Raw genomic sequence first — 17069 nt, 5'->3', positions numbered from 1 at the left:
GGGTCGGCCATTTCGAGCGCCGCTTGCAGCAGTGAGTGAGCGGCGATCGTGGACGGTCTCGAGGCTCGGGAGAGCCGGTCATGCAGTGTCCCGGCCACGAGCCCGCGATTCATCAGCAGCCCGTGCGTCAGCCGGTACTGCCGTGCATCCATCTCGTGTGTCATCGCCACATGCACGCCCAGGGCGGTATACCAGCGCCCGCACTCATGGCACAGCAGCCGCCCCTGTTCTTCCGTAAGCGCCCCCCACAGTCCGTGGCCGGACACGGTGACCCCCACCTGTTTCCCGTCGTCCGGGTCGATTGGCAGCCTCCTGGCGGCGCGCCGGTAGTGGGGTCGACACAAACCTCGGGCGAACACCGTGGCTTCGCACCAGTCGGGGCCGGCCTCCTTCCCGCACACCAGGCCGGCGGCGGGACGACGTTTCGGTTCGCCGGGTTTGGTGATGCCACGCTCCGAACGCGGGACCATCTGGTCAGCGTTTCCCGGCGAGTTTGCGGACGGTCATGCGGTCGAGCCCGGCCCGATTGGCGAGCCCGTTCTCGGACTCACCGGCCGCCAGCGCCCACCGGACGCGCTCGTAGAGTCGCACATCCGCAAGGTGCGCTTCGGTGCGCACGCGGGTGCGTTCGGCGCCCAGGGCCTGCACGGTGGGAGCCTCGTCGAGGATCACCTGCAGCGCGAGGGACAGGGCGATGTCCCGGTCGGTCTCGTCGTCCGCGTCCGGGTATCGATCTTCGATCTCCGATGCCGCTGCGAGGAATTGGGCGCGCTGCTCGTCGGTGAGTTCGGTGTCTCCGAGCCAAGCGGTGTAAACCTGCATGTCATGCCTCCGGGTCGTATGCGTCAGTGTCTTCGATGGTCACGCCACCCATGGCCTGCTTGAATGCGAAACCTTGTGGGGTGCAGTGCTCGTCTGGGGAGTGGAAAAGCTCCACGGTGGCCTCTGCTGCTTCGTGAACCTTGCGGGCCAGGCCCTCGCCGCGGCGGGTTTCTTTGGTCCATACGTTCATGATCTGTCCGGTGGCGAGGTCCGCGTACAGCTCAGCGATCACGGTGTCGTCTTCGCGGATAGTCCACGAGTGCCTGTCGTCTGCTTCGCCGTAGTAGGGCTGGACCGGGGCTGGACCTTGTAGGTGACAGCTTCGCTACTCATGTAGATGAGACTACATCAATTCTGTAGTCGAGTCTACATATGAAGCCGCTGGCGCCTGTGTGAGGTTCCAGATCCGCTCATGGCCTGGGGCCCGGATCAGAGGGTGCTGCCGCGAGTCCTCGGGCTCATGCTTCGACGTAGCGTCCTCTGCACCAGAAGGCCGGGCGCAGCACCGAGTCCAAGGGCCGCTACGATCGATGACGTTCGCAGAACATCCCCCCAGATTGTGTTCTGATGAACCCCGATGTCCAGTGTCACCCCCCGACCTGGACATCCGTGCCCCAGCATCACCCCCCGGTGCTGGGGCACCTCGGTCTCGGGTGATCGCGCAAATCCGTCAGGCCGGCGGCTTAGGCGGTCAGCCACTCTTGTCCGCCGGACGCCGGGGCGCCGAAATGGATTGATTGCGTCGCTCGCTGAATTGCTGTGAACTCCGGGATCCTTCCGCAGTGCCAGAACGGTCGGCTACGCGAAAGCGGTCATCGCCCGGGCCTACCGGCGCGGCTACCACCAGGCCGCGACCGGACTGGCCCAGGCTGCCGAGGAACTCCCCGAGCTGTTCGAGTACCTGCTGGCCATCGGCCGTGAGCGGCGCACCGCAAGCCGGCTACTCGAAGCCATCCGGGCCGCACAAATCGTGGCGACTTTCCTGGTCATCTCGTCATCTTTCTGACCCTTGTAGCCGCATGCTCTCCTGGATCGGTTCGAGTCCGATCTGGGGCCACCCGGCCGTCAACGTGACAATTTCTGAGTCGAGGCTGTCGACCCAGTACTGCGGACTGGTGCGGTACTGCGTTGCCGAACCCGTACGGGGGGGCCTCGTCGCCGGTAGGTACGGGTCCGCCTCACCCTCGATATCCCCGACGCGCACCCGCACGAACAGGTACGACCAGCTCCCGGAGAAGTCGTCAGGGTTGGTCAGCAGCCGAGTTTCGTGGTGCGCGAGCTCGGCGCAGAGGTGGGTGGCAGTCAAGGCAAGGCGCAGGTGCATTCCGGTCGGGTAGACGGTGATGTCGTCGAGCTGCAAGGTCAGACCGGGGTGCGCGGCGAGTACCCGCCGGCCGTGTACGGGCACCCCGCCGGTGTTCGGTGGTGGCTGCGTCGGCCACCGGTGTCTGCGCATGGATCGCATGAACCGATCGTCTCACCGCTACTCCACCGAAGTCACGACCCGTTCCCGGGGGAGTCGAATCCGGCACTGCTCGTACCGCTTTGATCGGGTTGGGGTGTGGTGGACCCTCCGGCCGAAGAGGGGTCAGCCCGGCCGGAGGGTCCGGCTGTCGCGGCAGAGTGCCGTCCGAGGTCCCGCTGCGTGGACCGTCGCCGTCTCGGTCAGCACACCATCGAGATCGAACAGGCATGCAGCCGTCCCTGCAGGTAATCCCACCGATCTAACCGCTCTCGCCGCCACCTCGGCAGCGGCCGGTGCCGGTGCCTGGTCGCGGGGTACATGTGTGGAGGCGCTGCGGTCACCGGGGTGGGAGATCAGTGCCGGGTCCAGGTTCCACAGCCCGATGCACCGTTCGCCGTGGTGGTCTTCGATCACCGACACCGAGGCAGGGGTGCTGGCGAACAGTCGGCCCTGCTCGGCTGCCAGTCCCAGGGCCCGGGCGGCGAGGATACGGGAAGAAGTGCCCGGGGGTGACGACGACGACCGGCCGCGCACCGTTCTCGGCGTGTGCGTGCAGAACGGCGTCCGCCCGGCTCCCGACGTCGGCGGTGGACTCGCCGTGGGGACAGCCATCGCGCCAGATGATCCACCCGGGCGCGATCAGACGGATCTGCTCGGTGCTCAGGCCTTCGTAGTCGCCGTAGTCGTATTCGGCGACCACCGGGTCGATCGTGGCGAGTCGCCCGGGTAGAGCCAGCGCCGCGGTCTCGGTGGCACGGCGGCAGGGAGCACGCGTTCCAGAAGCGACGCCAACTCGGCGGCTTGGCGACGCCCGTTCGCAGTCGAACCTACGTCGGTGGTACCGGTGTAGCGGCCGGACAGGGTCCAGTCGGTCTCCCCGTGCCGGACGATGATCAGCCTATTCGTGCTCGACTGAGCGCACGAAACGGTGTTCGACACTGCCGGGCACGGGGCGCCAGCGGATGGGCATGACCGCGCCCGCCGCATGCTGGCTCTGCTCGATCGGTGCAGAGAGCGATGGTGGTGATCGTCATGATGAGTCTGGGTCCTTCCGTGAGGTGCGCGCTTGGACACCGTCAGTCGGCCGGAGGGGTTGGTCAGTGCACCGCTGGGTGGGCGGATCGGTCGTGTTCGGCGCACCAGGTGCAGGGGCGGCGATCGTCGTCGAAGACGGGCGGTGGGTGGAGTCGTGTTCGGGTGATGGCGTGCTCTCGGACAGACTGCCGTCGTCGAGGTTGGTGGTCGTGGCGGGGTCGAGGATGCGGTAGGCGAGGAGTTTGATGCGGTCACTCGCCATGGCCCAGATGATGGCGTATCCCCAGACGAACGCGGCCCAGCCCCAGCCCAGTGGTGTCATGAACAACCCGTAGACGGCGATGAGAGTGGCAATGATCTGGGTGCCGAGTACAGCTATCCACAGGATGCGGGCCGGGCGGATGGACCAGAACGGGCCGCGGGTGCGGGCGAGGAAGATGGTCAGGTGCCCGGCCACGGACAGCATCAGATACATCATGGTCTGCAACTGGGGGCGGCCCAGGCCGAAAACTCGGTCGCCGAGGTAGAACAGGCCGAACGCGGCGATCGGCCCGACGACCCCGAGCACGGTGGCGATACCCAGCACCAGACGCATGTTCCAGGCTTCAGGCTGCATCTTGTAGTGGACGTTGTCGTAGGCGATGGACAAGATCGCGCCGTCGTTGAGCAGCGCCAGCATCACGATCATGATCGCGGTGACCGGGAAGAAGTTGAAGACGAGGATCGCCCCCGTGACGAACAGCAGCACGCGTAGCGTTTCGGCGATCCGGTAAATCGCGTAGGAGTTCATCCGCTGGAAAATCTTGCGGCTCTCCTTGATCGCGTCGATGATCACCGCCAGCCCGGGGGTCAGCAGCACGATGTCGGCAGCGGCGCGGGCGGCGTCGGTGGCATGGGAGACGGCGATGCCGCAGTCGGCCTTCTTCAGCGCGGGGGCGTCGTTGACTCCGTCACCGGTCATGCCGACAATGTGGCCGTGCTTCTGCAGGACATCGACGATGTGGAACTTGTGCTCGGGAAAGACCTGGGCGAACCCGTCGGCGGTCTCGATGGACCGCACCCTCGCCGGGCCCTCCTCCTTCTTTACGTCACCGAGGCCGGCGGCGTCGAGAATGTCGGTACCGAGCCCGACTTTGCGGGCGGTCTCTTTGGCGATGGCGATCGCGTCCCCGGTGACCATCTTCACGCTCACGCCCATCGCCCGGGCGGTGGCGATCGTGGTCTTGGCGTCCTCGCGGGGCGGGTCGAACAGCGGGAGCACGCCCAGGAACTTCCACTGGTTTTGGCCGTCGGAGCGGGCCACCCCCAGCGACCGGTAGCCGCGGGCGGCGAACTCGTTGACGGCGGCCTCGACGGCCGGTGTGAACTCGGCGCTGTCGCCGGCGAGAGTGAGGATGACCTGCGGGGCACCCTTGCTGACCTTGAACGTCGTCCCGTCGGCACCGGTGACGGTGGCTTCGGTGCGTTTGTCGACCGGGTTGAACGGCTCGAAGTGCGTGATCGTGTAGGGCTGCAACGCGTTCTTGTCTCGGAGGCCGCCGAGTACGGCGAGGTCGATGGGGTCGTCGTTGTCGGCGCGGGAGGCCAGCGCACCGGCCAGGACAACCTCGGCGGCAGTGACGGTGTCGACGCTGAACGGGTCGCCCAGGGTGAGCGAGTTCTCGGTCAGGGTGCCGGTCTTGTCCGCGCACAGCACATCCACTCCGGCCAGTTCCTCGATCGCGACCAGCCGGCTGACGATGGCCTTCTTCTTGGCGAGCAGCCGGGCGCCGACCGCCATGGTCACCGACAGCACCGTGGGCATCGCCACCGGGATCGCCGCGACGGTCAGCACAAGAGCGAACTGCACGGTGGTCAGCACTGCGTCGCCGCGAAGCAGCGAGACGAGCACGATCACCGCGACGAACACTGCCGCGAGGATGATGAGGTAGTTGCCGATCTTGAGGACGGCTTTTTGGAAGTGGCTGACGGTGTGCGCGTCCTGGACCAGTTCGGCGGTCTTGCCGAAGTAGGTGTCGGTGCCGGTGGCGAAGACCAGCGCGCCGATCTCGCCGCGACGGACGATCGAGCCGGAGAATACGGCGGCACCGGGTGTGCGGGTGGCCGGTAGCGACTCCCCGGTGAGGGCGGACTGATCGACCTCGATCTCGTCGCCGTCGAGCAGCCGGGCGTCGGCGGGGACGATGTCGCCCAGACGTAGTCGTATGACGTCACCGGGCACCAACTCTCGTGCAGGTGGGGTGACCCATTCGCCGTCACGTTTGACGCGGGCGGTGATGGCGAGCTTGGCTTTCAGTGCGTCGATGGCGTTGCCGGCCTGGCGTTCCTCGGTGTAACCAACCACGGCGTTGGCCAGCAACAGCACCAGGATGATGAAGAAGTCCGGCCAGTGCCCCACCACGCCGGACAAGATGACCGCCACTTCGATCATCCACGGGATCGGGCCCCAGAAGTAGGACAGGAACTTCAACAGTGGATTGGCTTTGTGCTCGGCGATCTCGTTCGGGCCGTACGTCGTCAGCCGCTTGGTCGCCTCGGCCTGGGTCAGCCCCTCCGGTGAGGTCGCGAGCTGCTTCGCGACCTCGGGCATCGGTAGCGTCTTCAAGTCGCGCTTCGGGTCAGGTTTCGACGTCGCCGTGCTCATCACGCGTCGACCCGCCCCGGTGGAAGGGTGTCGGTGCCGCGGCGGGCATCCCGATTGGACGTGACCCGTCGTTGGAGGGCCTGCCGGGCGCGGGCCACATTCGCGTCCTGGCCGTCCCGGATCGTCAAGGCGGGCTGCTGGATCGCGCGGCCGAAGGAGAACGCCACCGGCCACGGTAGTGGTGAGCCGGTGCTGTTGTTGATGGCGGCCAGCCGGGTCGTGGCGAGGTCGCCGGACTGGCCGCCGGACAGGAACGCGATCCCGGCGACCGCGGCCGGCACGGTCCGCCGCAGGCACGTCCGGGTGGCCTCGGCCAGGGCCTGCACCGGGTCCTGGATCGGACAATCACGTCCGGGAAGGATCATGTTGGGTTTGAGGAGCATGCCCTCCAGCATGACTCCCTGCTCCTCGAGTTGGCTGAACACGACGCGAAGCACGTCTTCGGTGACCTGGCCGCACCGCGACAGGGTGTGCTCGCCGGCCATGAGCACTTCCGGTTCGACGACCGGCACCAGGCCGGCTTCCTGGCACAGCGCGGCGTACCGCGCCAGCGCGTGCGCGTTGGCCAGCATGCAGGCCCGGCTGGCGGTGGCCGCACCGATGGTGAACACGGCCCGCCAATTCGCGAAGCGAGCACCCATCCGGCGGTACTCGGCCAGGCGAGCGCGCAGGCCTTCGGTGACCTCGGCGAGCGCGCAGGCCTTCGGTGACCTCTTCTCCGGGGTGACGGGCCATCGGTGTCGCGCCGAGGTCGACCTTGATGCCCGTGGCGATCCCGGCTTCGCGCAGCACGCTCAGGAATGGCACCCCGTCGGCGGTGTGTTGCCGGATCGTCTCGTCGCAGACGATGACGCCGCTGATGCTGTCCCCGAGCCTCGGGGTGGTGACGATCAGTTCCCGGTAGGCGCGGCGGGCCTGCTCGGTCTGGGGAATCCCGAGCCGGGCGAAGCGCCGGTTGCAGGTGGGGATCGATATGTCGATCGCCAGCGGACCCTTGTCGTCGGCCACCAACACGCGTGACGTCGTCAAGGTAGAGGGTGTTCGTTCGGTTGCGTGCGCGGGTGACGGTGAGCGTGCCGGCCCTGTTGTCGAGCGCATCGATCTTGAGGGCGCGGAGCTCTTGCACATTGAGGGCGTGGATGGCGACCAGAGCCACGATCAGCTGCGCCCGAGGGCCTACCGGCGCGGTCGATGAGTCCGCGGAGCTGGTCATCGCGCAGCGGGACCGGCACCCGGAACCCACCAGTGCCCGTCGAGAGGATGCTACTGGTGGCCCGGGCGCCTCCCGGTGCCAGGAGGCGCCCCTCCCTCCGCTGCCGATGCCGTGCATCGGCGCAGGGAGGGAGGAGACGACTACGAGATCACAGGCCCACAACGAAGGGTTCGGCTCACCGGTACCGGCACCTCGTGTGACGGCACCGAGGACGTGGTGGTGGGGGCCATCACCGTGGCGAGTTCGATCCCGGACACACCGGCAACCAGAGGTGCGGTGTCGGGCACCGACCTCACCACCCTGCGCAGCATCAGGAGCAACAGATGCGCGTGCGGCGCGCCGAGAAGCAGGTAGAACACGACACCGAAGAGGGATCCTTCCCGCACGCAGGCGACGACGCCCAGTGCGGAGACGCCGGGCGGCGCCCACCGCACCGCCGCCCGCAGTACCCCGCACCCGAGAACCGGACGCACCCGGGACCCGCGGCGGCCGCGGGATACCGATGAGCGCTGGGGTGCGATGGTGCTTGACGCCAGCATGACGGCGTTCCCTCCTCCAAAAGTCCATCCCGCAGCTACGCAGGTCCGGCGGACCGGTAGGCGCCGGTGCGAGCCCCGCCAGCAGCTGAGGGTACCGCTGACAGGGACTGCCGGCACCGCCACGATGCGGGGCAGGGACGGTGCGCGCCGAACCCTCTCCGGGGACGCCGCGGTGCGGTCAGGGTTGCGATCGGGTTGCGGCGAACACGGCGGAGCACCGTCGTGTCAGGACCCGTGGAAGTGGTGCCGACATTGGCAGAACCCGATGAGCCCGGTGCACGGATCCATCAGCATGATTTCGGCGCACCGGGCCGGCAGCGGACTCAGACGCAGGAATCGCTCCACCCATCGCTGTCCCCCGACAGCGGTCGCGGGGTGACGGCAACCGGGGCATCGGCCGGGCCGCTCCGCGATCAGCACGTCGTCGGCATCGGACCAGTACACCGATGCCATGGTGACGACCCGCTCCGGGATCGGCAACGGTTCGGCGCACATCAAAACTGTGATCGGCATCAAAGGCTGCGCGGCTGCCGTTGCATGAGTTGCCACCACGGTTGTGGAACCAGAACCGGCACCGGATGAAAGCCCGGACAAGTGGGTGATGTTGGGCCCGTAGTCCGGAGAAGTTGGCTGTGCGAGCTACGCCGGACCTGCAAGACGGTGCGTGGCCGTTGGGAATGTCGAGTGTGCACCCGCGGATAGCTGGGCCACCGTCCGGTGTGGGAGAGCTATATGCCGCATCGGACGGAACTGGGAGGATTTCCGAACACTGGGCATGCTGTTCCACCGCGATTGCCAGGCCGAGTGCGTGGTCCAAGTCATTCTCAACGTCAATTCTGAAAGCGTTCGAATCCCTGTTTCTCATTCTTCTGCCCGGGCAATTCGAAAGCGGCATAGAGACCTAGATCTGAGGGGCGTTGCACGGCGAGGGATTCAATTCTTTATGGGTGGAAATGTGGTGATCTGATAAAGGCTCGAAACTGCGATTCGTTCGTCGAATGTGCTGTTAATTGGGGATTTCGCCGGTGTTCGGAGACGAAGTGGAAACCGTCGAAAGAATGGTTTGAAACAGTGCGAGAAACTCGCTGGTATATGTAGAAATATCTGCCACTTCGACTATGATAAGAATGGTAGGTGGCAGGAATAAGGGGAGGATTGAAAATGTCGATTCAGGTGTACAGCAAAGCTCGTGCATGCAATGCAATGCAATGCCACATATCGGGCCCGCGAAGAGGGGATCGAGTACTCCGTGATCAAGCTGGAGGGCGACCCGCACGCCACGGACGCTGTTCGGGTACGCAGCTACAGCCAAGCCCCGGTCGCAGCCCTGACACCCCGATGACCACGAGAAAGGATCGAACCGGCATGGCCGCCGCACTCTCCGTCGTCACCACCCCCGATCTCGCCGGTGTCGACCCGATTCAGCCCGAAGACTACGCCGACGACCTGCACAACGACGTCGAAGCACTGTTCCTTTGCGCCCTGCTCTGGGCGCCGGCCGAAGCCGCGAAACGAGCCGTCGAGATCCTCGAGACCACCGACTTCGAATGCGCCATCCACAAAGAGTTCTTCCACCTCATCACCCGCCTGATCCGCGGCGGAACACCCCACAACCCGGCCATGGTCGGAGCCACCCTCGAACAATCCGGTCACCTCGCCGGCCACCACGGATCCGAACGCTCCCGCCACCTCGCCAACATCACCACCCTCGGCGCCGAGCGCACCGCCGTCGACCATTACGCCCGCGCCGTCTTCAGTCAGGCCTACCGGCGATCCTTCGCCGCCGCAGCCACCGCCCTCACCCAAGCCGCACAGCAACTCCCCGAAGACCAGTTATCCACAGTGCCGGGACGATCGATATACAACGCACCAAGTCAGGGTCTAACAGCGATCTCTGTGACGAGGATGGTCACGACCGTGGGAACGCCTCTCGATGCCGGCGCAACGAATCGCATCCCCCGGTTGCGGAGTCGGTCCGATGACCGCGCGGCTGCCTTCGTTCCCGAGGCGAGTAACGGAACGGGTCGAGCGTGCCCCTCCTGTGGGTACGAACCGGCGACCCAGGCTGAGGCGGTGCATCAGTCGGCCGATCTTGAGATCACCTGGCTCAGCGCCGCCCCGGACCGTATCGGCTCGCTCGTCGTCCAACGCTGTTGTCGCCATTGCGCACCAACCACGCCGGTATTCGATATCGCCTGCACCTCATGCGGCGACGGTCCGATCCTGACCGGTCAACTCGCCGTCGCGGCGTACAGTTCCCTGCCTGAGGTGGTGCAGCGATGGCTCGCCGGGGCCGGTTGGCACACCTCGCCGATGCTGCTGTGCCCGGACCATTGCCGTCGCGGCCGGCCTCCGCGTGGTTTCATGCGCAACCGCCCAGTGAATCACCACAACTTCCTTCGGCAAGTGTTCTAGCCGAGAAGCTGGATGCGGTGAGCAATCCTCGGATCTCGCGTGATGCCCAGGCGGACAACGTTTCCGGAGACGGACCCGTTCCCCAACTCATTGATCCGAGAGACGATTTCGGACAAAAAATTGTTGTCACCAATAATGTGACAGATGTAGCGGAGGACGGACCGAGTCGAGCGCTTGCCACGAGAACCATCAAATACACCTTTCCGGACGGCAAGGTCGTGGAGACCGAAAAACCGAGCCAAGTCCCTTTCCTGCTTGAGTCGGATGGCCAGTGGCGAATTGATCGAAAGTTTCTATGCGGCCAGAAGGCGGCGATAGATAGTCTGGCCCGCGAAAATGGGCATGCCGTGAATCCTGATCCAGGGTGCGTTTAACTATTTGAAAGTGTCTCGTCGGCTTCCGCCAGCTCGGTCGTGAGAAAGGCGTTTCTTACCGCGTTATCCGTAGATATCGACGGCGATTCTGCTGGGGTCTGTGAGTCTGGTGACCTGGTATTGAGGGTGGTCGGTGCGAAGTCCGATGAACGACTGGGTCGTTTCCTCGTAGCTTGGCGTCAGGTGGACCTCAGCCACACTATGTGCCGCTGGGTCCGACAATGGATTCGGTCCGCTGTATCCGACGTTCCCGTTCTCGCCCTGATCCATAAAGACTGTATCGAAGAAGTAGATCTGCAAGATTGATTGTCCGTTGACTGGTGCCGAGGTTTCCTGGCCTCGTGGAGTTGCCTCGGCTACATACTCCGCGCGCCAGCTCGGGGTGTATATGCCGCCAAAGTCGTAGATGATGCGGTCGAAACCGTCCTGACGCTCGAAGTGCATGCCGCTGACGACGTGCGCGCCGCTGGCGGTCACACCGGGAATCGGCGGCGATAGCGGGGGACTCGACGAGGAATCAGGAATTCCGGTGGGGCATGGGACCGGGTTCCCGATACACGCGGGATCGACGGGAGTCTCGGGGGTACCAGGATCGATTGCATTCCCTGAACCTTCTTGGACTGCGGGGACGCTGCTCACCGCAGCCGAGGCACTACCGAAGTCGCCGGTTCGTTCGCTGGGCGACTGGCAACCCACAGCAGCCAGGACAATGCACGTCATCACGGTGACGCGTGAGATCGCTCTACGCGTGTCTCCTCTCATACCCCACTAATCGGTCGCGGTCGGCGAAACGTGACACTCACACGGGTTCGTCGCAGGCCAACTGATCAACGCCCAGGCAATGATAGAGAGTGTCACGGATAGAGAGTGTCACGGTTAGCCTGGCGAGGATCGCTGAACGGTGTCCCGATCGGCCGATCCATGAGCGTCAGGTCCTGGGCGTGGTGACTATTGTGCGGGTTGGTATCCGGGAGATTTTTGGGTTCTGCGGAGTGCTAGATTCTCTCCGTGTGCGGCGGCGAGTGCCGCCTGCAGGCGGGTGATCTCGGCCTTGGCGTCGCGGAGCTGGCGGGTGAGGGTGAGCACGATGGTGCTTTGGGGGTCCGGTTCGACCGGGGCTGCCGATGCCGGCTGGTGCCGGCTTCGGAGGCGGGTGATGGTTTCGCGCAACTCCGTGTTGCGGTAGAGGAAATCAAGGCTGACCTGGCCTTTTCGCGCCACTCTCCGGAAATTCACGGGTTCGCCGCGTTTGTTCAGTTCAGCAATGGCGTTGTTCGCCCTCTCGGTCGCGGCAGCGGTGCGGGCCTCGGCGGAGCGGCGGAGCAGCTGGGTGCGTTGGTCGGCGTCGAGGGTCACGGTCGGGATCCTTTCCTGGTCGGGCCGAGGGGCAGATCGACCGGTGGCCGTGGTTCGGCTGCCCTGCGGATCGCGTCCCGCCCCGCTATCCCGGCCCCCTGCACTGTGTCGGAACTGCGGTCGCCGCTGAGTGTGTCGATAATCAGGTTCAAGGCCGCGATCTCGCTGTTGCGGGCGGTCAGCCAGATGTTGTCGTCGGTCATTTCCCGGCCCGTGCGATCGCGGTGTTGCGCTCGTCGTGTGTCGATCAACCGCAGTGTCGAGTCTCGCTGCTCGGTGAGTTCGGTCAGATAGGTGGCGTTGGTTGCGAACTCGCCGCAGGTCAGGCACGCGTTGCCCCGTTCGCAGGTTTTCGGGCGCGGCAGCAGGCAGTAGCCGTTGGGCAGGATCCGGTCGGTGCGCTGGTCGAGTTGCAGGACATCGAGCAGCGCGCGCTGGTCGACCTCGTGGTCACGGCCGTCGGTGCCGATGAGGGCGAGACGCAGAAATTCTCGCTCATGGGTGCTCGCGAGTGTCTTGGCGTACCGGAGGGTCATCTCCGGTGAGACATGACCGAGATACCGTTGCACGACGTGAAGCGGGGTTCCGGCGTTCAGCATCTGGGTGGCCTTGGTGTGCCGAAGACGGTGGGTGCGTTGGAAATCGACGGGTCGGCCGTGTTTGTCGCGGAGCTCGATCAGGGTGGCGAGTTCGGTCAGGCGCCCGCGGATGTCGCCGAGCGGGCGCTGGCCGCGCTGGTTGCTCTTGCGGGCGAGGAAGAGGTACTTGGGTTCGGCGCCGCGGCTCAAGGTCGGCGCAATGGTGTCGCGGACCCAGTCCTGTTGCTCGCGAATGATGTTCACCACGGCCTGCTCGACCGGGATCGTGTTCGGCGCCCCGTCGATCTTTGTTTGTTGGTAGCGCAGTCGGGCGACGAAGACCTCAAATGACCGTTCCGCGGTTTCGGGATTCTGGAGATCGGCTTGCTCGCCGGTGGGTTTGGTCAGCAGGGAGCTCAGCGGTTCCGGATCGAGCATCAGGATCTCGCTGACGCGGCGACCGGTCAGCATGAGCAGCAGGTATGCGCGCATGACCTGCGGATCGCCGAGCCCGGAGACCTCCTTCTCGTGCCCGTTGACGACGATGGTGCGGGATTCGGAGGTGGGTAGCCCGATCAGGTCCAGGTGCGCGGCGACTCGGCTCAGATCCTCGTCGTCGAGGTATGCGGGTTCCTCGTTCGCCGACCGTCCGACCGAGATCGTTTCCCCATGCGGCCACAGCATCAGGTGGCGTTCGGTCAGCTCACGCCACCGCGGGTCGCCCAGCACGAAGGCGGCTTCCTCGCGGTGTTCGACGAAGAACGCGTACATCGAGTTCAGCGCCGTCTGTGTGAGGGCGATCGTCTTGTTGCTCAACGGCTGGCCCTTGTTGGGCCCGCTTGCAGCGCGCCGTGTGCGTAGCCAACCGAGAAAGTCATTGGCGAACGGGCGCAGCATCGTTGCCGGGTCGGCGACCAGCACTGGACTGTCGATACCGCGTTCGATCAGAAAGGGACCGAAATGGGAGCACAACGACGTCCTGTATCTGCCGACGCTGCCCCACCGTATCCGGTCGGCGTTGACGAGTGTCCCGAGCCACCATTGCGCCCCCGCATGTAACCAGTCCGGTTCCACGGTCGACCAGTCGACCGTGGCCTGCCCGCGCGGTTCGTGTCGGCGTCTCGGGATCCGCGGGTCGTGCACCGGATCCCACAGGACGGCCTGCCACCAGGCTCGTTCGTGATAGGCGATACCGACCGCCCGACGGATCCGCGTGAGCGGATTGGCGTAGTTGTTCCGGAAGCTCACCCCGGGCAGGCGTTGATAGCGGGCGGTGTAGGCCGAGCGGGCCTCGGTCATCCAGGTGTCGAGGTCCAGGTCGAGGAACGAGGTCACCGGCGGAAGGCCCCGCAGGGCACGCGAGGTGTTGATCCGCCCGATCAGGTGCAACCACACCGACACCGCGCCCGGGGAGACACGCTCACCGGTGATGTGCAGCGACCACAGCCACCACACGAATTCGTGACGGACCGGGTCGGGAACATCGAGGGCGACATGCCGATGAGACCAGAACTCGGAGTGATAAATCACCTCGTGCCACGGCCACACCCGCATGTCGAGGGTCCCGCTCGGCCGGACCTGTTCGGGAACGATCGCCCACAGATCGTCGTGGGTTACCCCGGTCGGCTTGTGCGCCGGCAGCGGCAACGCCGCAGACTTCATCGCTCCCCCTGATCTGCCGGGTTGTCGGGCATACTCGGCAGGCGCCACCCCTGCGCGTAACCACGCCATTCGGCCACGCTGCGCAGCTCCGCCTCCTCGGTCACCCACCCGTACAGGTCGAGCGTGGTCTGCACCTGGGCATGACCGAGCCGACGCATCACCACGTGTTCGGGAACACCGTTGAGCAGGAGTGCGGTGGCGTGAGTGTGCCGAAACCAGTGCGGCGTCCACCCGGGAGGAACACTGGTACCGAGGCGGCCTTGCAGGCGCTCGACGACCCGGTAGACCCCGCTCGGGGTCATCGCCGACAGCAACCGGCCGCCCCCGGTGTTGACCAGCACCGGATCGGTGTCGCGCAGCGGCAACCCGTGCCGGTCGGCGAGATCCCCGACCTGGTAGAGGAACTCCCCGTACAACCGCTCGAGCCGGTCGGAGACGAACACCCGGCGGCCCCGCATGTTCTTCACACGGGCGCCGTTGGGATTGTCGTCCCGGGGCACGACCCGGATATAGGGCGTGGCGCCGCGCCCGACCACCCAGTCCTCATGCCGCACCCCCAACACTTCACCCAGGCGAAGGCCGGTCTCGGCGAGAACCTCGAACAGCAATCGGTCGCGCAGATTCCCGGCCCACGACCGGTCGGCGGAATCGAACGTCGCGGCGGCGTCGAGGATCCGCTGCACCTGCGCCGGCAGGAACACCGGTGTCGGCCCCGTATGCCAGCGGCGCCGCGGAACCAGCGCGGCGGGCTGGTCGTGCCGCCGGTCCCGCAGGTGCGCCAGAAAGGGTTGGAACGCGGGGTCCCGCCGGGTGCGCCCCAGTCGCGGCGTGACGGTGCCGTATTGGCGTTCGGACCATTCGTAGAACGAGGCCAACGCCGCCAGCCGCAGCGATACCGTGCGCGGTCCGCACGCCGCAGGTTTGCCTGGGCGCCGGTGTGCGGTGGGAAGGTCCCCGTTGTTGAGCCAGCCGATGAACCCGCTCAACGCGGTCAGTCCCGGATCGCGCCAGTTGACACCGGTTTCCTCGAGGTAGTGCCACCACAATGCGAGCCCGCGCGAGTAGGCCTTGACCGTGTTGGGGCTGCACGCGCACGCGACCCGCAGCCACTCCAACCACTGCTCGACAGGCTGGACCACTGCATAGTCGCGATCGAGGACAGTCCAGGTCACACCACCGTCCGGCAGTGACACCTTCTGTGTCTGCGCCATGGCAACCCACTTCCCGTACAGGTGTAGGCAACCATTCGTCCACGACCATTCCAAGTCGACACGCCGCCGCTCCCACGACGTCACGGACGGCCCAGGTGGGGATGAAGATTAGACGAGCTGTTCGAGTACCTGCTGGCCATCGGCTGTGAGCGCCGCACCGCGCACGGGCGACTCGAAGCCATCCGGGCCGCACAGATCCAGTCACCGTCAAGGCAAGATTGGTTCCGTGAGCGAGCGCACCACAGCAGACCTGGACCGTGAACTGGCCATGCTCGCGGATGTGCGCCACCGCCTCCGCGCCTCGGAGGGGCCGGACGTCCGCATCCCGACCACCGCCGTCGACCAGGTGCTCGACGAACTCAACAGTCTCGAATCCCCGCGGGATCAGGCATGACCTCAGCGCTGCGACGGCCGCGAAGTCGGGAGTCTGCGGGACCGCACCCGGTTGGGTGCGGCCTCATTCGATAGCGGGATGAGGATCGGGTTCCGCCGACCGCACGGTCACACGAGGTTGCGCCAGGCAGCGATCGTTTCCTCCGGCTTGCCGAGCTTGACGCGCAGGTCCTCGACCGCGGCCGCGCGGCGATGTTCGGCGTCTTTCTCCGCCTTCGTCTTCGCGGCCTTCTCCTGGTCCTTGTCCATCGCCGTGTAGACGAACTTCCGACCCCACGTGTCGGTGACGTCGTCGTAGCTCGTCCAGTAGTACGTGCACTTCGAGTACCCGTTGACGGGGACGCAGTCACCGTCGGGCTGGACCTTGATGCGGTCGGACCTCGCCTGAACGACGGCCCTCCACGTCGCCTCCGCATGGTCCGCGTCCGCGACCGCATTTTTCGACAGTTCGATCTTCCAGTTCGGCGCGCCAGAAACATTGACGAGTTCCTGAATGAATGCGAGGTGCATGCTCGCCCCGATGAGGAACTCGCCGAGGGCGACCTGCGCAACCTTCGCGTCCTTGAGCTTCGCGAGGGCGAAGTAGAACTCGGTCTCCTTCGCCGACATCTCCTTCACGAGTTCATCGGCCGACGCACCACCTTCCTTGAGCGGGAGATAGTGCCGGTTGTTCCAGTCCTGCGCACCGGCGAACTCGTCCGTGAGCTCGCGGATCATGTGCGCGTCGATCTCCTCCGAGACGATCGAGCGGATTTCCCGGTACACCTCCCCGAAGTAATCCGGTACGGAGGTTCCCATGACCGACTCGATCGCGAACGACGCGAGCTTCTCGAGGAGCGCTTTCGCAATTTCGAGCGCGATCTCCTCGATCCCGAACCCGAGCGGCAGGACAGCGAGATGTCCCTCCGCGGCGATTTCGGCGTCTTCCGCCCCGCCAGCCGTGGTGCCCGCGGAGGAGACGACGCTCACGACCGGCCGGACGATATCGGGGTTCTCGGGCGCGATCGTCACGTCGTCGAAGAAGCAGAAGAGAACGGCGAGGCTCGTCGTGCGGCGTAGCACCGGAGTGCCCGCCGGGATCTGTCCCCACGGCTCCGTGAGGTAGGAGATGTGGTCCTCGTCGACGACCTCCCCGTCGTCGAGGGCGAGGACGCGGTCTGCCATGCCCGTACCGCACGTGATGCGGTCCCGGAGGGCGGCCTCCTGCACGGGGGAGAGGACCGGCCACTCGGACCGGTCCGCGAGCGCGGGCGGGTCGGCCAGCATGTCGACGGCCTCGGCCCAGTGCTCGGCCGCGGCCGAGCACGCCGGCGAGCCGCGGTACATGCGGGTGATATAGGCGGCCCTCGCCTCGGGCGAGTC

Annotated in this window: 17 protein-coding genes and 2 pseudogenes; 4 read left to right on the top strand and 15 right to left on the bottom strand. The window is 65.8% G+C overall.

Annotated features, from left to right (window positions below; all coding sequences use genetic code 11):
• The 10 genes and pseudogenes from WAW17_RS01355 to WAW17_RS01310 all read right to left on the bottom strand — a co-directional run.
• Window positions 1-470: MucR family transcriptional regulator (locus WAW17_RS01355; RefSeq protein ID WP_422331235.1), on the bottom strand; the 470-nt coding region annotated here is incomplete at its 3' end.
• Window positions 471-474: 4 nt separating this feature from the next.
• Window positions 475-822: a hypothetical protein gene (locus tag WAW17_RS01350; RefSeq protein WP_422331234.1), complete on the bottom strand. Its 348-nt coding sequence runs from the start codon at window positions 820-822 to the stop codon at window positions 475-477.
• Window position 823: 1 nt separating this feature from the next.
• A complete protein-coding gene (locus tag WAW17_RS01345; protein WP_422331233.1) occupies window positions 824-1054 on the bottom strand; it encodes a hypothetical protein in 231 nt (76 codons plus the stop codon).
• A 762-nt stretch (window positions 1055-1816) separates the two neighbouring features.
• Window positions 1817-2278, bottom strand: a complete 462-nt coding sequence (locus tag WAW17_RS01340) for a hypothetical protein (RefSeq protein ID WP_422331232.1) — start codon at window positions 2276-2278, stop codon at window positions 1817-1819.
• Window positions 2279-2624: 346 nt separating this feature from the next.
• Window positions 2625-3274: pseudogene (locus tag WAW17_RS01335) on the bottom strand (histidine phosphatase family protein).
• A gap of 43 nt (window positions 3275-3317) precedes the next feature.
• Window positions 3318-5912: a plasma-membrane proton-efflux P-type ATPase gene (locus tag WAW17_RS01330; RefSeq protein ID WP_422331231.1), complete on the bottom strand. Its 2595-nt coding sequence runs from the start codon at window positions 5910-5912 to the stop codon at window positions 3318-3320.
• Between the two features lie 53 nt (window positions 5913-5965).
• Window positions 5966-6607 (bottom strand): class I fructose-bisphosphate aldolase, encoded by a 642-nt coding sequence (locus tag WAW17_RS01325; protein ID WP_422331230.1) that lies wholly within the window; start codon window positions 6605-6607, stop codon window positions 5966-5968.
• A gap of 115 nt (window positions 6608-6722) precedes the next feature.
• Window positions 6723-7064 (bottom strand): annotated as a pseudogene (locus tag WAW17_RS01320) (class I fructose-bisphosphate aldolase); the annotation flags it as partial.
• Between the two features lie 255 nt (window positions 7065-7319).
• Window positions 7320-7718, bottom strand: coding sequence for a hypothetical protein (locus WAW17_RS01315; RefSeq protein ID WP_422331229.1), 399 nt, complete (start codon window positions 7716-7718; stop codon window positions 7320-7322).
• Window positions 7719-7943: 225 nt separating this feature from the next.
• Window positions 7944-8231, bottom strand: a complete 288-nt coding sequence (locus WAW17_RS01310) for a hypothetical protein (RefSeq protein WP_422331228.1) — start codon at window positions 8229-8231, stop codon at window positions 7944-7946.
• A gap of 676 nt (window positions 8232-8907) precedes the next feature.
• Here WAW17_RS01310 and WAW17_RS01305 point away from each other — a divergent pair.
• Genes WAW17_RS01305 through WAW17_RS01295 form a run of 3 tightly spaced genes read left to right on the top strand, consistent with a single transcriptional unit; the run spans window position 8908 to window position 10507 of the window.
• A complete protein-coding gene (locus WAW17_RS01305) occupies window positions 8908-9060 on the top strand; it encodes a hypothetical protein (protein ID WP_422331227.1) in 153 nt (50 codons plus the stop codon).
• Between the two features lie 23 nt (window positions 9061-9083).
• The gene (locus WAW17_RS01300) at window positions 9084-10133 is read left to right on the top strand and encodes a DnaB-like helicase N-terminal domain-containing protein (protein WP_422331226.1); all 1050 of its coding nucleotides are present in this window, start codon (window positions 9084-9086) and stop codon (window positions 10131-10133) included.
• 17 nt (window positions 10134-10150) lie between these two features.
• Window positions 10151-10507 (top strand): hypothetical protein, encoded by a 357-nt coding sequence (locus WAW17_RS01295; RefSeq protein ID WP_422331225.1) that lies wholly within the window; start codon window positions 10151-10153, stop codon window positions 10505-10507.
• A 63-nt stretch (window positions 10508-10570) separates the two neighbouring features.
• Here the strand turns inward: WAW17_RS01295 and WAW17_RS01290 are convergent, their stop codons facing one another.
• The 4 genes from WAW17_RS01290 to WAW17_RS01275 form a co-directional block, all read right to left on the bottom strand.
• Window positions 10571-10984, bottom strand: coding sequence for an AMIN-like domain-containing (lipo)protein (locus WAW17_RS01290; protein WP_422331224.1), 414 nt, complete (start codon window positions 10982-10984; stop codon window positions 10571-10573).
• Window positions 10985-11455: 471 nt separating this feature from the next.
• The gene (locus tag WAW17_RS01285; protein ID WP_422331223.1) at window positions 11456-11863 is read right to left on the bottom strand and encodes a DUF6262 family protein; all 408 of its coding nucleotides are present in this window, start codon (window positions 11861-11863) and stop codon (window positions 11456-11458) included.
• Complete coding sequence (locus WAW17_RS01280) at window positions 11860-14103, bottom strand: tyrosine-type recombinase/integrase (protein WP_422331222.1); 2244 nt, start codon at window positions 14101-14103, stop codon at window positions 11860-11862. The genes WAW17_RS01285 and WAW17_RS01280 overlap by 4 nt, the downstream gene beginning before the upstream one ends.
• On the bottom strand, window positions 14100-15314 hold the full coding sequence (locus WAW17_RS01275; RefSeq protein WP_422331221.1) for a tyrosine-type recombinase/integrase: 1215 nt from the start codon (window positions 15312-15314) through the stop codon (window positions 14100-14102). The genes WAW17_RS01280 and WAW17_RS01275 overlap by 4 nt, the downstream gene beginning before the upstream one ends.
• A gap of 226 nt (window positions 15315-15540) precedes the next feature.
• Between WAW17_RS01275 and WAW17_RS01270 the strand changes: the two genes are divergently transcribed.
• A complete protein-coding gene (locus tag WAW17_RS01270) occupies window positions 15541-15708 on the top strand; it encodes a hypothetical protein (RefSeq protein ID WP_422331220.1) in 168 nt (55 codons plus the stop codon).
• Window positions 15709-15815: 107 nt separating this feature from the next.
• On the opposite strand, the gene WAW17_RS01265 is transcribed toward WAW17_RS01270, so the two are convergent.
• The coding region (locus WAW17_RS01265; RefSeq protein WP_422331219.1) for a hypothetical protein at window positions 15816-17069 on the bottom strand (1254 nt) is incomplete at its 5' end.

The sequence above is a fragment of the Rhodococcus sp. (in: high G+C Gram-positive bacteria) genome, from assembly GCF_049286785.1.
Lineage (GTDB): Bacteria > Actinomycetota > Actinomycetes > Mycobacteriales > Mycobacteriaceae > Rhodococcus_F.
This window is presented reverse-complemented; position numbering and strand designations above follow the sequence as displayed.

Excerpts from the sequence above, each read along its gene's own strand:
- WAW17_RS01350 (WP_422331234.1), bottom strand. The coding sequence starts at position 822 with ATGCAGGTTTACACCGCTTGGCTCGGAGACACCGAACTCACCGACGAG.
- WAW17_RS01340 (WP_422331232.1), bottom strand. The coding sequence starts at position 2,278 with ATGCGCAGACACCGGTGGCCGACGCAGCCACCACCGAACACCGGCGGG.
- WAW17_RS01330 (WP_422331231.1), bottom strand. The coding sequence starts at position 5,912 with ATGCCCGAGGTCGCGAAGCAGCTCGCGACCTCACCGGAGGGGCTGACC.
- WAW17_RS01325 (WP_422331230.1), bottom strand. The coding sequence starts at position 6,607 with ATGGGTGCTCGCTTCGCGAATTGGCGGGCCGTGTTCACCATCGGTGCG.
- WAW17_RS01315 (WP_422331229.1), bottom strand. The coding sequence starts at position 7,718 with ATGCTGGCGTCAAGCACCATCGCACCCCAGCGCTCATCGGTATCCCGC.
- WAW17_RS01310 (WP_422331228.1), bottom strand. The coding sequence starts at position 8,231 with ATGCCGATCACAGTTTTGATGTGCGCCGAACCGTTGCCGATCCCGGAG.
- WAW17_RS01300 (WP_422331226.1), top strand. The coding sequence starts at position 9,084 with ATGGCCGCCGCACTCTCCGTCGTCACCACCCCCGATCTCGCCGGTGTC.
- WAW17_RS01280 (WP_422331222.1), bottom strand. The coding sequence starts at position 14,103 with ATGAAGTCTGCGGCGTTGCCGCTGCCGGCGCACAAGCCGACCGGGGTA.
- WAW17_RS01275 (WP_422331221.1), bottom strand. The coding sequence starts at position 15,314 with ATGGCGCAGACACAGAAGGTGTCACTGCCGGACGGTGGTGTGACCTGG.